Origin of the sequence: Kitasatospora hibisci (assembly GCF_043950205.1) — a bacterium.
Classification (GTDB): Bacteria; Actinomycetota; Actinomycetes; order Streptomycetales; family Streptomycetaceae; genus Kitasatospora; species Kitasatospora hibisci.
In genome coordinates this window covers 310,227-323,219 of the sequence record NZ_CP171642.1, presented here as the reverse complement: position 1 = coordinate 323,219, position 12,993 = coordinate 310,227, and the positions used below count along the sequence as shown (strand labels likewise).

At 73.6% G+C, this 12,993-nt stretch carries 9 protein-coding genes and 3 pseudogenes; 6 read left to right on the top strand and 6 right to left on the bottom strand.

All coding sequences use genetic code 11. The features are described from left to right. Positions 1-141: 141 nt before the first annotated feature. Positions 142-932: pseudogene (locus ACF9IK_RS01525) on the top strand (SDR family NAD(P)-dependent oxidoreductase). Between the two features lie 1,544 nt (positions 933-2,476). Here ACF9IK_RS01525 and ACF9IK_RS01520 read toward each other — a convergent pair. Together ACF9IK_RS01520 and ACF9IK_RS01515 are read right to left on the bottom strand one after the other, a co-directional pair. Next, on the bottom strand, positions 2,477-3,622 hold the full coding sequence (locus ACF9IK_RS01520) for an MFS transporter (protein WP_395292414.1): 1,146 nt from the start codon (positions 3,620-3,622) through the stop codon (positions 2,477-2,479). Between the two features lie 462 nt (positions 3,623-4,084). Continuing rightward, positions 4,085-4,849, bottom strand: a pseudogene (locus ACF9IK_RS01515) (SDR family NAD(P)-dependent oxidoreductase). 3,092 nt (positions 4,850-7,941) lie between these two features. Here ACF9IK_RS01515 and ACF9IK_RS01510 point away from each other — a divergent pair. Next, positions 7,942-8,550: an SDR family NAD(P)-dependent oxidoreductase gene (locus ACF9IK_RS01510; protein ID WP_395292413.1), complete on the top strand. Its 609-nt coding sequence runs from the start codon at positions 7,942-7,944 to the stop codon at positions 8,548-8,550. A gap of 27 nt (positions 8,551-8,577) precedes the next feature. Here ACF9IK_RS01510 and ACF9IK_RS01505 read toward each other — a convergent pair whose 3' ends face one another. Next, positions 8,578-9,027, bottom strand: a complete 450-nt coding sequence (locus ACF9IK_RS01505) for a TetR family transcriptional regulator (RefSeq protein WP_395292412.1) — start codon at positions 9,025-9,027, stop codon at positions 8,578-8,580. 214 nt (positions 9,028-9,241) lie between these two features. On the opposite strand from ACF9IK_RS01505, the gene ACF9IK_RS01500 reads away from it, so the two are divergent. Continuing rightward, positions 9,242-9,808 carry a nuclear transport factor 2 family protein gene (locus ACF9IK_RS01500; protein WP_395292411.1) on the top strand — a complete coding sequence of 189 codons (567 nt, stop codon included), beginning with the start codon at positions 9,242-9,244 and terminating at the stop codon, positions 9,806-9,808. Between the two features lie 25 nt (positions 9,809-9,833). Here ACF9IK_RS01500 and ACF9IK_RS01495 read toward each other — a convergent pair. Next, positions 9,834-10,439: pseudogene (locus ACF9IK_RS01495) on the bottom strand (sortase domain-containing protein); the annotation flags it as partial. 211 nt (positions 10,440-10,650) lie between these two features. Here ACF9IK_RS01495 and ACF9IK_RS01490 point away from each other — a divergent pair. Further along, positions 10,651-11,337: a hypothetical protein gene (locus ACF9IK_RS01490; protein ID WP_395292410.1), complete on the top strand. Its 687-nt coding sequence runs from the start codon at positions 10,651-10,653 to the stop codon at positions 11,335-11,337. Beyond that, positions 11,303-11,836 (top strand): hypothetical protein, encoded by a 534-nt coding sequence (locus ACF9IK_RS01485; protein WP_395292409.1) that lies wholly within the window; start codon positions 11,303-11,305, stop codon positions 11,834-11,836. Before ACF9IK_RS01490 ends, ACF9IK_RS01485 begins: the two co-directional genes overlap by 35 nt. A 224-nt stretch (positions 11,837-12,060) precedes the next feature. Here the strand turns inward: ACF9IK_RS01485 and ACF9IK_RS01480 are convergent, their stop codons facing one another. After that, a complete protein-coding gene (locus tag ACF9IK_RS01480) occupies positions 12,061-12,339 on the bottom strand; it encodes an RICIN domain-containing protein (RefSeq protein ID WP_395298436.1) in 279 nt (92 codons plus the stop codon). Positions 12,340-12,368: 29 nt separating this feature from the next. Here ACF9IK_RS01480 and ACF9IK_RS01475 point away from each other — a divergent pair, with 29 nt between their 5' ends. Next, the gene (locus ACF9IK_RS01475; RefSeq protein WP_395292408.1) at positions 12,369-12,509 is read left to right on the top strand and encodes a hypothetical protein; all 141 of its coding nucleotides are present in this window, start codon (positions 12,369-12,371) and stop codon (positions 12,507-12,509) included. A 25-nt stretch (positions 12,510-12,534) separates the two neighbouring features. Here ACF9IK_RS01475 and ACF9IK_RS01470 read toward each other — a convergent pair whose 3' ends face one another. Further along, complete coding sequence (locus ACF9IK_RS01470; protein ID WP_395298435.1) at positions 12,535-12,891, bottom strand: LamG-like jellyroll fold domain-containing protein; 357 nt, start codon at positions 12,889-12,891, stop codon at positions 12,535-12,537. Positions 12,892-12,993: the final 102 nt, after the last annotated feature.

The following is a 12,993-nucleotide window of genomic DNA, read 5'->3' as shown; positions in this document are numbered from 1 at the left end:
CGCCGCAGCCGCCCCAGCCACCGCACCGGGCCCCGCACCGGGCCCTCGGCCGAGCGGCCGGCGCCGCACACGGGCCCCTTTCGAACCACCCGCCGGCCCTGCCGGCCAGGCCGGTCCGACCCCGGCTTGACCCTCACATTAATGGAAAGGTTTCAGTATCCCGTCATGACGAACAGCAAGCCGTCTCATGGAGGTAGTGCGATGAGTGACCTGACCGGCAAGGTGGCCCTGGTGACCGGCGGCAGCCGCGGCATCGGCGCGGCGATCGCCAAGCGCCTGGCCGAGGCGGGGGCGTCCGTGGCCGTCACCTACGTCAACGCCGAGGAGCAGGCCCGCGAGGTCGCCAAGCAGATCGAGGCGGACGGCGGCACGGCCCTGGTCATCCAGGCCGACCTGACCCGGCCCGCCACCGCGGCCCAGGCCGTGGAGCAGACCGTGCGCGAGCTCGGCGGCATCGACATCCTCGTCAACAACGCCGGCTTCCTCGCCTACGGCCCGCTCAGCGAGGTCACCGCGCAGGACATCGACCGCGTCCTCGCCGTCGACGTCACCTCGATCATCCTGGCCGCCCAGGCCGCCGCCCCCACCTCGGCCAGGGCGGACGCATCATCAGCGTCGGCTCCTGCTTCAACGGCCGCGTGCCGGGCGGCAACTTCGTCCTCCAGGCCACCGCCAAGGCCGCCCTGGTGGGCCTGACCAACTCCCTGGCCCGCGAGCTCGGCCGCAGGGCATTCGTCACCACCGTCGACCCGGGCCCGATCGACACCGACATGGCCGACGGCGACACCGCCGACTTCCAGCGCGGCCTCACCGCCCTGGGCAGCTACGGCAAGGCCGAGGACATCGCCAACGCCGTCGCCTTCCTCGCCGGCCCCGGCGGGAACTACATCACCGGCACCGCCCTCGCAGTCGACGGCGGCTACACCACCTGACGGCGATCCGTCACCCTTCCCCGGGGTGACGGATCGCAGCGAACGAGGCTCCCGGCAGTCAGCGAGGCGTGCGACCCACCCGACCCCCGGGGGAGCCTCGCCGCACCCCGGCCGGCCGCACAGACCTCGGACAGGCCCCCGCACAGGCCCCTGGGCAGGCCCCCTGGGCAGGCCCCGCACAGGCCCCTGGGCAGGCCCCTGGGCAGGCCCCCGCACAGGCCCCCGGACAGGCCCCCTGGGCAGGCCCCGGGACAGGCCCCTGGGCAGGCCCCGGTGCCGGCACCACCGGCGGCCCGCAGCCACGCCCGCAACCGCGACCCCCCGATCCCGCCCCCTGCCCACCCCCCCGGGCACCGAGGGGCCCGCCGCAAACCCTGCCCGCGGCGCGCGCCGACACCGGCCGGGCCGTACCGCCCCCGCCCAACACCCCCGCCCCGACCGTGCACCCCCACCCGGGTGTCGGCGCCGCCCCCTACAGTCGGCACACACACCGCAGGAGTGCTGCGATACGGCACAAGGAGGGAAGACGTCGTGGGCGACGGAATCCGATGGCTGCCCGAGGGCGGCGAAACGGGCTACCTGTCCGGCGTGGCGATGGCCCGCGGTATCGACGCGCAGGAGCTGGCGCTACGCGCATGGGCGCACAGCCCGGGGCGGGGACCGAGCCGCTCACCGACGCCGAGGTGCTGCAACTGGACATGACGATCTACCGGCCCGGGAACAGGGGCGACGGAATCGTCCGCATCGGCGAGCACGCCGGGTGGGCGTTCGCCTTCGAGTACGGTGACTCCACCGGGTCCGAGCGCCTGGAGGAGATCTCCGCGGCGGGGCCGAGGTCGTCCACTACACCCCGGTCAGGGAACATCCGCCCGCCCTCGTCTGCTACGCCCGCGACCGCGCCACGTCTGCGGCTTCGGCCTCGGCGAGGAGAGCACCCGCTGGGCGAGGAGCCCGACCTGCTGCTGCCCGACCTCGTCGCCGCCGGCATCCTGGACCCCGAGGGGAACACCGCCGACGCCCCGACGGCGAGCACTACACGGCGCGCAACCGCCGCACCCTCGCCGTCGTCGAACAGCGCTTCGACTGGACCTGCCGCAGACCCTGCTCACCCAGGCCCTGCTGCCGGCCTACGCGGTCATGGGCACCCCGACATGACCACCGAGGACCCCGACTTCGACGCCGCCCACGCCTGGGCCACCGCCAACGGCCACCCGCTGCCCACCGGCCGGCTGCGCCTGCTCCCCGGACGCCACCCGGCAGGCGTACCGGCGCGCCACACGCCACTGACCGCACCCGGCACCCGGTCCCGGCACCCGCACCCGGCACCCGGTCCCGGCACCCGGCACCCGCACCCGGCACCCGGCACCCGCACCCGGCATCCGGTCCCGCATCCGGCGCTTCGCCGGGGGACGACGCGGCGAAGCCGCGCGGGGCGGCGGCGAGGGCCTCTTCGGCCCTCACCGCCGCCCCGCCCGGGATGCTGTGGCGGCCCCTGCGGGCCGCGCGTGTGACCCGACGTCAGGGCCACGCCGGCCCGGCGTCCGTCAGCCAGCGTCGAGTGCGCGCCGGCCGGGGAAGCCGTGCACCCGCGCCGCGACCACCACGGCCAGGACCGGCACCAGCAGGCCGAACACCGTCCACGGCAGCGGTCCGGCGCCGGAGGAGTTCAGCAGCAGGCCGCCGATGATGCCGCCACCGGCCATCGCCACGTTCCACAGCACCACCAGGATCGCCTGCGCCGCGTCCGCCGCGTCCCCGCCCGCCTGACCGGCGGCCGTCTGCAGCAGCGTCGGCACACCGCCCCAGCCCAGCCCCCAGCGCGGCCGCACGTACACCAGCGCGTGGGTGCCCGAGAACGCGCCCAGGACCGCGACCGCGACACCGACCAGCAGCGTGCTCGCGACCGTCAGGCTCCGCAGGTGCCCCTGGATGTAGGTGCCCACCACCCAGATGCTCACCAGACACGCGACACCGAACACCAGCAGCACCGCGTCCGTCCGGTCGCCCATCCCCACGTGGTCGAGGAAGGAGGCGATGTACGCGTAGAGGATGGTGTGCGCCAGCACGAAGACCAGCATCACGAACAGCACCGCCGTCACCCCCGGCACCTTCAGCGTGCTGCGCACGGGGATCTTGCCGCCGCGCTCCTGCCCGGGGTAGTCGGGCACGATGGCCGTGATCCACACCAGCAGCAGCACGGTCAGCACGGTCATCACGAGGAACGCCATCTGCCAGGACGCGACCCGGCCCAGGAACGTACCCGCCGGCACCCCGACCGACAGGGCGAGGGGGATGCCGGCCATCGCGATCGCGATCGCCCGCCCCTCCAGCGCGGGGGCGACCATGCGCCGGGCGTAGCCGGCCAGCAGCGCCCAGGCCAGGCCCGCGGCGACACCGGCGAGGAAGCGGGCGGCCAGGGTGAGCGGGTAGTTCGACGACACGACGGTCACGGTGTTGGCGACCGCGAAGCCGCCCATGGCGGCCAGCAGCAGGCGCTTGCGCGACCAGCCGGCGGTGGCCGCGGACAGCGGGATCGTCGTCAGCACCGTGCCCAGCGCGTAGATGGTCACCGTCTGCCCGGCGGCCGACTCGCTGGTGTGCGAGCTCATCTCGGGCAGCAGCCCGGCGGGCAGCGTCTCGGTGAGGCTGGTGATGAACACGGCGACGGCCAGCGCGAGCAGTGCCGCCATCGGCAGCTTCTGGCCCTCGGCGGGCGAAGCGCCTACGGTGTCAGGCGCACCGGTGGTGCCCGGTGCCTCGGGGACGGGGTGCGGGGGTGGCGGTGCCGACGGACGGCTCGGTGCTCCTCATGATGGGATGCTGAAACCTTTCCATTAATGTGAGGGTCAAGTCCGTGTGGGCGCGGGGTCGGGACGGGCGGTCCGCGGACCGGGCGAGCGGCCGCAGCGCCGCAAGGGGCCGTGCTCCCCGCCGCATCGCCGGGAGCGAGGTGGTGTTGTCAACTTGACTGGATTCTGGGCTGGTTGAGGGCTTTCCGGGACCGTCGGGCGGTCCGGCCGTCACGGGGGCCGCCGCAGCGCTGGAAGCGCCCGGGGAGAGGGGCGCCCGGGGAGGGGCGCCGCAGTAGGGGCGGGGGCGGAGCAGGGCCGAAACAGGGACGGGGCGGCACAGCGCAGCACAGGGCGGGGGGGTTACAGGCGCAGGGTGTGGATGCCCCCGCCGTCGACGGACAGGACCGTCCCGGTGGTGCCGGTGGCCGAGGCGGCCAGGTAGGCGATGGCCTCGCCGACCTCCTCGGGCCGCGTCAGGCGTCCGATGGGGTGCCGGTCGTCCAGGGCCGCCCGCGCCGCCTGCGGGTCCGGGGCCATCGCCAGCACGCGCGTGATCCACGGCGTGTCGACCGCGCCGGGGCGACCGCGTTGACCCGGATGCCCTCGCGGGCGTGGTCGGCGGCCATCGCCAGCGTCAGCGAGTAGACGGCGCCCTTGGAGGCGGAGTAGAGGGTGCGCTTGGGCACCCCGGTCCACGCGAAGATCGAGCAGGTGTTGACGATCGCCGCCGCCGGCGACTTGCGCAGATGGGGCAGGGCCGCGCGGGCCAGGCGTACCATGCCGACGACGTTCACGTTCAGCACGCGCAGCCACTCCGCGTCGTCGTTGTCGTCGATACCGCCCTGGGCGGCGATGCCGGCGTTGTTGACGACGACGTCGATGCGAGGAAGCGCTGGACGACCTGCCGACCGCGGCGCGCACCGACGCGTCGTCGGACACGTCGCAGGCGATGCCGACGGCCGGGGCGGCGACCTCGTCGGGGTTGAGGTCCAGGGCGGCCACGTGCACGCCCTGGGCGATCAGCGCGGCCGCGGCGGCCGCCCCGATCCCGGACGCGCCGCCGCTGACCACGGCCACCAGGGCGTCGGGCGAATCGGGCGTTGGTGCTTCGCTGTTGGCGGCCACGGTCGGCCCCTCCTTGAAAGGTGCGCTCACAGACGGACGATGAAGAACAGCGGGCGGCGAACAGCCCCAGCGGGCGGCCAGTTCGCGCTCCAGCCGCTGCACCAGCGGGTGCGCCGCGGCGAAGCCGGACAGGCCCGCGGTGCGCCGGGCCCACCATGCCGAGGCGAGGTTGGAGGTGATGAGCGTGCGCGAGGGGTTCGCGCCGGCGAGCTGGTCGCGGCGCGCAGGGTGTGCATGCCGGTGCCGGTGAACAGCACCGTCGCGTCGTCCGCCACCTCCGCCTCGGCATGATCCGCTGCCGGATCGTCTCGGTCGTTTTCGGGTTGAACCCCACGTCCTGACCGGCCTCGTCCACCGCGGACGGGGTGCAGACGATCCGCTCGACCGTCACGCCGGCCTTCTCCCAGTAGTCGCGGGACAGTTCGGTCAGCCACGGCGCGTACGGGGAGATCAGCGTCAGGTTCGACGTCCCCAGCGCCTCGCACAGGTCCACGATCGCCCGCGTGGAGGAGGTCACCGGCGAACCGAACCGCTGCGACAGCTCGGCGACGAAGTCGCGGTCCCCGTCCGGGTCCAGCAGGTAGTGCGAGGCGTTGCACGCCACCACCGTCGCGTCCAGCCGCAACTGCCCGAACGTCGCGAGCACCTGCGCCAGCACCTCGTTGTATTATCTCCATCGTTTCCCGGTTGAATTCCGCGGTCACCGGGAAACGCGTGGTGTACACATTCATCTCGGGGACGAGATAGCTGTGGTACTCGGGCTCCGCAATAGGTTCTCCGGGGGCACGACGAGACCGAATCGGGGCAGCGGAAAGATGTCCATGCCAGCACGGTAACAGCCGTCAAAGCCCCCAACTCCCGTGATCTCCCGGTCTTGACGTTCCCCCGCGCCAACCTTGAAAGATCTTTAGATCTTGACGTCCCTTGACATCCCCAAGCGATTCCTTGACATCGGGCGGAAGTTCCCGCCACCGAAATCCGGAGAAGGGCGGGGGAGTGGTCCCGGTGGTCCCGCCGGCCGCTGCGAGGAATGTCGGGGCACATCCCGGGAAATCCGGCGCGGAAATCGTCCGTGCCGCGGAGGCGCTCTACCCGACGGCGCCTCCTGCCGGGGAAGCGGCGGGCCGAAGCGCCACCTCGACGTTGCCGGCGGTCTGCGGGCCTACGACGTCGTCCCACTCCTGGAGGCCTCGCGTGCGCCGCCCCGCCGGGCAGCACCGCACCCGCACCCGCACCCGCACCCGCGCACCGCCCCGCACCCGCGCACCGCCCGGGTGGTGCAGGGCGGACGCCCAGGGGGCGCAGGACGCTGTGGAGTCGCACGGGCCCGGGGCGCTCGGCCGCGGAACCGGCCCTGACACGCCATCGGCCGGATCCGGCGCGGCCTGCTGCGCCGCCGAGCACCCCCGGCCGTGCGTCACCGCACCCCGTCATAAGCCTGGGTTCTCGGATCCTGCGGATGTCGGCGTTGATGATCACCCCGGACGGCTGAAGGATCGTCAGCGCGCAAACGGGCCTGCGTCGGCCGTGGCCGGAGCGCCCGCCCGCAGCGCCACCATCCCGTGGCCGCACCCCGGCCGCCGTCCACCCCGGCGCCGCACCCGCGGCGGCCCGAGCCCCGCAGACCGGAGCCCACCCGCGACCATGACCGGCACCCCGGCAGTGCCCGCCACCTCCACCGCCGACGCTCCGCTGCCGCTCAGGCGCCGGCTCGCCGTCGTCGCGATGGCGGTCGGGACGTTCGCCCTGGTGACCGTCGAATCGCTGCCCGTCGGGCTGCTGCCCTTCGTCGGCGGGGACCTCCACGTTTTTGAGGGGACCGCCGCTTTGATGGTGACCGTCCCCGGCCTGGTCGCCGTCGTCACCGCGCCCCTGCTGCCGGTGGTGATGGGACGCCTGGACCGCCGGATCGCCCTGGTCGCCCTGGTCGCGCTGATGGTGCTCGCCAACGCGCTCTGCGCGCCGGCCCCGACTTCACCGTCCTGCTGGGTTCGCGCTTCCTCGTCGGCATCAGCATCGGCGGCTTCTGGCCCTCGCCGCGGGCGTGGCCGTGCGGAGCCCGAGCGCCTCGTCCCGCGCGCCGTCTCGGTCGTCTTTCGGCGGTGCGACCGCCGCCAACGTCCTCGGCGTGCCGGCCGGCACGCTGATCGGCGGCCTCGCCGACTGGCGCACGGCCTTCGCCGCCGCCGGCGCGCTGGGCGCTCGTACTCGCCGCCCTGCTCCTGCTGCTGCCCACCCTGCCCGCCCGGCAGGCCGTCCGGCTGCGCGCGCTGGCGCAGCAGTTCGGCCACCCCCCTGGTGGTGCGCGCCTCGCCACGTTCCTCCCGGTGGGCGGTCACTTCGCCGCGTTCACTGCGTCAGCCCCGTCCTCCAGGACGTCAGCGGGATCGGCGAGGGCGCGATCGGCCGCTCCTGCTCGGCTTCGGCGCGGCCGGCATCCTCGGCACTTCCTCGCCGGCGCGGCCTGAAGCAACGTCCGCGTGTCCCCACCGTCGGTGCCGTGCTGACCGCGGTCCTCGCCGTCCCCCTCGCCGGCCGCACCCCGCCGGCGGGACCCTGCTGCTGTGCCGGGGACTGGCCTTCGGCGGCGTACCGGTCGGCGTCCAGACCTGGATCCTCAAGGCCGTCCCGGCTCCGCCGAGGCGGCCACCGCCCTGAACACCTCCGTCTACACCCTCGCCATCGCCTCGGCGCGCTCGTCGGCGCGATCGTCGCCACCTCACCCTCGACGGCGTCCTCACCGAGCCGTCCGGAACGCCCGCCGCAGCCGACCGGCCGCCGGCCCGCCCACGAACCCGTCCCCTCCCCCGAACAGGAGCACCGCACCGAACACCCCGGCCGACACCACCAGCCGCGTCTGGCTCGTCACCGGCGCCAGCCGCGCCCGCGCGCTTCACCGAGGCCGCTGGCCGCCGGCGACCGCGTCGCCGCCGCCGCACGCACCCGGGCCCTGCTGGATCCTCGCCACCGCCCACCCCGACGGGTCCTGCCCTGCAGGTGGACGTCACCGACCGCGACGCTGCCTTCGCCGCCGTGCGCGCCCGACCACTGGACGACTCGACGTCGTCGTCAACAACGCCGGGACGCTCTCCATGGGCATGGTCGAGGAGTTCACCGAGGCCGAGGCCCGCGCCCAACTCGACGTCAACTTCTTCGGCGCGCTCTGGGTCAGCCAGGCCGTCCTGCCCGTCCTGCGCGACCAGGGCCACGGCCACCTCGTCCAGGTCTCCAGCATCGCCGCCCTCGGCGGCTTCCCCAGCACCGGCCTCTACAGCGCCAGCAAGTTCGCCCTGGAAGGCCTCAGCGAAGCACTCGCCAGGGAAGCGGCCGGCTTCGGCGTCAAGGTCAGCATGATCCAGCCCGGCGGCTACTGGACCGACCTCTACACCGCCATGCGCACCACCGCCCCCTCGACGCCTACACCCCGCTGCGGGAGGAACTCGCCAAACAGTTCGCCGACGGCTCGGTCGACAGCGACCCCTCGCCGCAGCCGCCCTGCTCACGCTCGTCGACAGCGACGAACCGCCGCTGCGCCTGCTGCTGGGCAGCATGGTCTACGACCTCGCGTTCGACATCGCCCGCACCCGCATGGACACCTGGGCGCAGTGGAGGCCGTCAGCCGCGCCGCGGAACACGCCGTCCCCGCCCCGGCCGAGGCGGCCGGCGAGGCGGTGACCCGACCGCAGCAGGGCAGCCGGTGACCCGACCGCCCCCGAGACCGGGCCCGGCTATTCGGCGAGGACCAGCTCCGCGAGCCGGCGGGCGGCCGGCGCCGGATCCGTGGCCGGACGGGTCGCCCCGGCCGCCAGGGCGCCGTCGATGAGCAGCAGGAGCTGATCGGCGGCGGCCGCGGGCCGCGGATGCCCGAGCGCGGCCAGCTCGTGCTCCAACAGCCCGGTCACCCGCACCCGGTACTCGCGGGTCACGGCGTGCCCGGGATGCTCGGGATCGGTGAGGGCGAGGTCGGCCGCCAGGTAGCGGCAGCCGCGGAAGTCCTCCCGCGCGATGACCTCGCCGATCCCGTCGAACACGGCCAGCAGCCGCGCCCGCGGGTCCTCGCCGGCCGCCGCCATGGTCCGCACGTAGGCGGCCTCGTCCGCCTCGGCACTGCGCCGCAGGACCTCGGCGATCAGCCCGTCCTTGCCGCCGAAGTGCTCGTAGAGCGAGCGCCGGGCCACGTTGGCGCCCTTCAGTGGGCGTCGACCCCCACGCCGACGCCCTGGCTGTAGGTGAGCTGCTGGGCGGCCTCCAGGAGGCGCTCGCGGGGCCCCGGCGCGTGGCGTGTGCGTGTGGTGGTCATGGCGGATGTTCGCCACCGGTTGACGAGTAGATCAACCGGTCTATATGGTTCACGGCAGATAGACCAACCGTTCCACTTCGAGGGGTTCCGGCATGTCGTTCCGCACCACGGCCGAGGTCATCGACCGCTTCAACCGCGCCTTCACCGAGCACGACGCCTCCCTGCTCACCGACCTGATCGCCGACGACTGCGTGATGGAGGCCAACCAGCCCGCCCCCGACGGCGCCCGCTACGAAGGCCGCACCGCCTGCCTGGAGTTCTGGCAGGCCCTCGCCGACGACCGCACCACCCGCTTCGAGCCGGAGAACGTCCTCATCTCCGGCGAACACGCCACCGTCCGCTGGCGCTACCGCTTCGGCGACGGCCCCACCGACTCCGTCCGCGGCGTCAACCTCACCACCGTCCGCAACGGATTGATCGTCGAATCCTCGGCTACAGCAAGACCACCGGCGACGTCCCCTCGCCGCCGACGGCCTCGACGCGGCCTGAACCCACAGCCGCAGCTGCGCCCCGGGCCTCGGCCCCGGGGCTCAGGCCGCGGGGCGGGTGGCGCGCAGGACGCCTTGACCTTGTCGATGCGGTGCTCCGGGTTGCGTTCGCGTCACGCCAGCGGTTGCCCGCGGCGTTGTCCTCGGGAGTGGCGCACGTCGAGATGGTGATCATCGCCTGGACGGCGCTCTCGCCCGGCCGACCCGGGACGGCGGCGCGCTGCTCGGCCAGCGACCCGGGGGAGCGGAACGACGTGCTCCTGGTCCCCGTGATCACGTACTCGTACTCGGTGCCGCCCGCCGTCACCAGCACGACGTCGCCCTCGTGCACGGAGGGCAGGTCCCGCAGCGGGCCGCCGGCCGACAGGCGGTGGGCGGTGACCAGGTAGCTGCCCACCTCGCCCGGCCCGACGCCGCCCTGCTCGCCGTAGGGGCTCGCGGCCACACCACGGTTCTGGATCCGTGCCGGGACCGTCGTCGGTGGTGCCCCGGTAGGGGACCACCGACAGCCCGGCCAGGCGGATCGCACGGACGGGATGGCCAGCGTGGCGGCCTCGGTCCGCGCGGCCGCGCTGTCGGGGGCCGACGGCGAGGGCGGGAGAAGGACGGTCGCGGTGGCGGCCGGAGCCGAAGCGGACGGGCCCACCGAGGCCGACGCCGACGACACCGCCGCCGGGGCCGACACCGCCGCCGGCCGACCGGCCGCCGCACCGCCGCCGTCCGCACAGCCCGCGAGCAGGCCCGCCCCGGCGAGCACGGAGGCGAGGACGAACGCACTGGGAATGGCGGGCACGACGGGCATGGTGTTCCTGCAGACGAGAGACGACGGACGGAAGGGACGGCGGGCCGCCCATGGTGCCTCGCCGACAGTGCCAGGCGGCGACCCGGACGGCCCCGAGCGGCCAAACGTTCGCTTCTCGTTATCTTCCCCACCCCCACCCGCCCCGCGCAGCCCGAGCAGGTAGCACGGCCCCGGCCCACGCCCGTCGGCGACGGCGGAGAAGATGTCGATCATGACACTGCCGATCACCGCCCCCGCGTCCCCGCCGGACCTCCACCACCTCGACCCCGAAGCCGATGACTGGGCACTCACCACCCACCACGCGGTGGCCACAGCAGCCGGCGACACCTACGTCCCGGCCGCCCTGCGCCGCTACCGCGGACACGCGGGCCACCAGATGATCACCCGCTACGCCCCCGACGGGACGCCCACCGCCACCGCCGTCTTCGGCCAGGCCCCACCGGGCGCCATCCCGACCGCCATCCCGGAGGGCGACGGGCCGACCCTCGCCGTCCTGCCCGACGGTACGCTCGCCCTCAGCTCCAAACCCGGCAGCACCCACCTCCTCACCCCCGACCTGGACCACGTCTTGGTCTCCTGGCCGATGCCCTGGGGCCGGGACAAACAGCACGACCCCGGCCACGACCCGTTCGCCGCCTCCATCGCCGTCACCCCCGCCGGCCGGCTGCTCTGCATGACCTCCGAGTACAAGCTCAGCCACTGGGCCGGCGCCCACCCCAACATCGTCGCCCTCTCCGAACCCGCCACCACCCTCACCCCGGGCCGCAAACCCGAGCTGCGCGCCATCGCCACCCCTCGACGCACGCGCCGACCGCCAGAGCGACACCGACGCCCACCCCCACGTGCGCCACGGCGACGCCCCGGTGCTGCGCGCCAACCGGCCCACACCTTCACCTGACCGAGGCCCCGTCCGAACTCACCGGCACCAGCGGCAGCCTCTACGGCTACGAAGACTCCACGATGACCCGCCCCGCCGCGCTCGGCGACGACCTGTTCGTCGTCCCCGTCTCGGCAAGATCTACCGCTCCAGCAACCGCGGACAGCAGTTCAGCTTCGCCCTCCTCGACGACCACGGCACGCTGCGCGGCCGCCTCGGCGGCCTGCACCTGCGCGAGGACAGCCCGTTCACCCGCTTCGACTTCACCGTCGTCGCCGACCCCCACCGCGCCCGCGCCTTCCACCTCAACCGCTACGGCCTCTACGCCTGGAGCGCCGACGGCGAACTGCGCGCCCGGATGCCCACCGCCGACAAGCCGTTCAAGCCCTCGTCCACTTCACCCTGCTGGAGTGCACCCCCGCCGGCGAACTCCTCCTCGCCCACCGCAAGCAACACCTGCTGCTGCGCATCCCGGCCCAGGACCTCGACGGCCTCGCCCCGGAGGTCGAGGCCGCCCTGAAGTCCTACGGACGCGAGCGCACCGCACTGAAGAAGCAGTACACGCCCGTCAACTGGCTCTGGACGGACAACACCGCACCATGCACCATCTCTGACAGTCACTCAACTCCGGCCTCTCCTCCGCCGAAACGCCGCGACCTCCCACCGGACCACAAGTCCAGGGGAGGCCACGGCATTCCAGTTGTACGGCGGCTCGGCCGCGAACCGCGCCGAGCCGCCGCCGGTTCAGCTCACCTGCGCACGCACCAGCCACCGCTGGTTCGCATTGCCGGTGCAGGCCCACACCCCGAGCGCGGTGCCGTTGGCGTCCGCCCAACCGGGCAGCTCCAGGCACTTGTCGGAGACCGGGTTGTAGAGCGTCCCGTCGAAACGGCGCACCCAGGTCTGGGCGTCGTCGTTGGCACAGGACTGGAAGGACACCTTGGTGCCGTTGCCCGCCGGCTTGTCGTTGGTGGCGACACAGCGGTCCGCGCCCGCGATCTTGATCTTGTTGTTGGTGGTCAGGGTGAAGCTGCGCCTCGCCGTTCCAGCAGTTGAACAGCGCCACCGACGTGCCGACGGTGCCGCCGAAGTTGTCGAGGCACTTGTTGGTGTTGAAGACGCTGCGGATCTGGACGCTGGACCCGGCCGTGGCCAGGGTGTTGGCCTGCTGGTCGGTGAACGCGTACGGGTAGACCCGCACGTCGCCGATCGCGCCGTTCAGCCGGGCGTCGGCCCGGGGTAGCGGGTGGTGGTCTCGCCGCCGATGTTCAGGCTGCCGGTCGCCTTCCAGCTGGAGGGAACCTTCGCCGAGCCGGCCGCCCGCCCGTTGACGTACAGCGTCGCAGCCTGGGTGTCCTGGCTGTAGGTGCCCACGAGGTGGGTCCAGGCGCCGACCTGCGGCTGCTCGCCGTCCACGGCCGTGTAGTAGGCGGCGGGGCGCAGCTGGTCGGAGGAGGCCAGGTTGAACACCCACCTGCCGTACGCCGGGGAGTACTGCAGGTAGAACGGGCTGCGCTCGTTGCCGGCCTGGAGAGGACGGTCTGGTAGCCGCCGGTGTTGTTGAGCTTGACCCAGGCGGCGACGGTGAAGCTCGACTGGCGTCGATGCCGGGCTGGTTGGTGGTGCGGTAGAGGGTGTTGCCGTCCAGGGCGGTGGCCTTGCCGGCCGCGCCGTTGT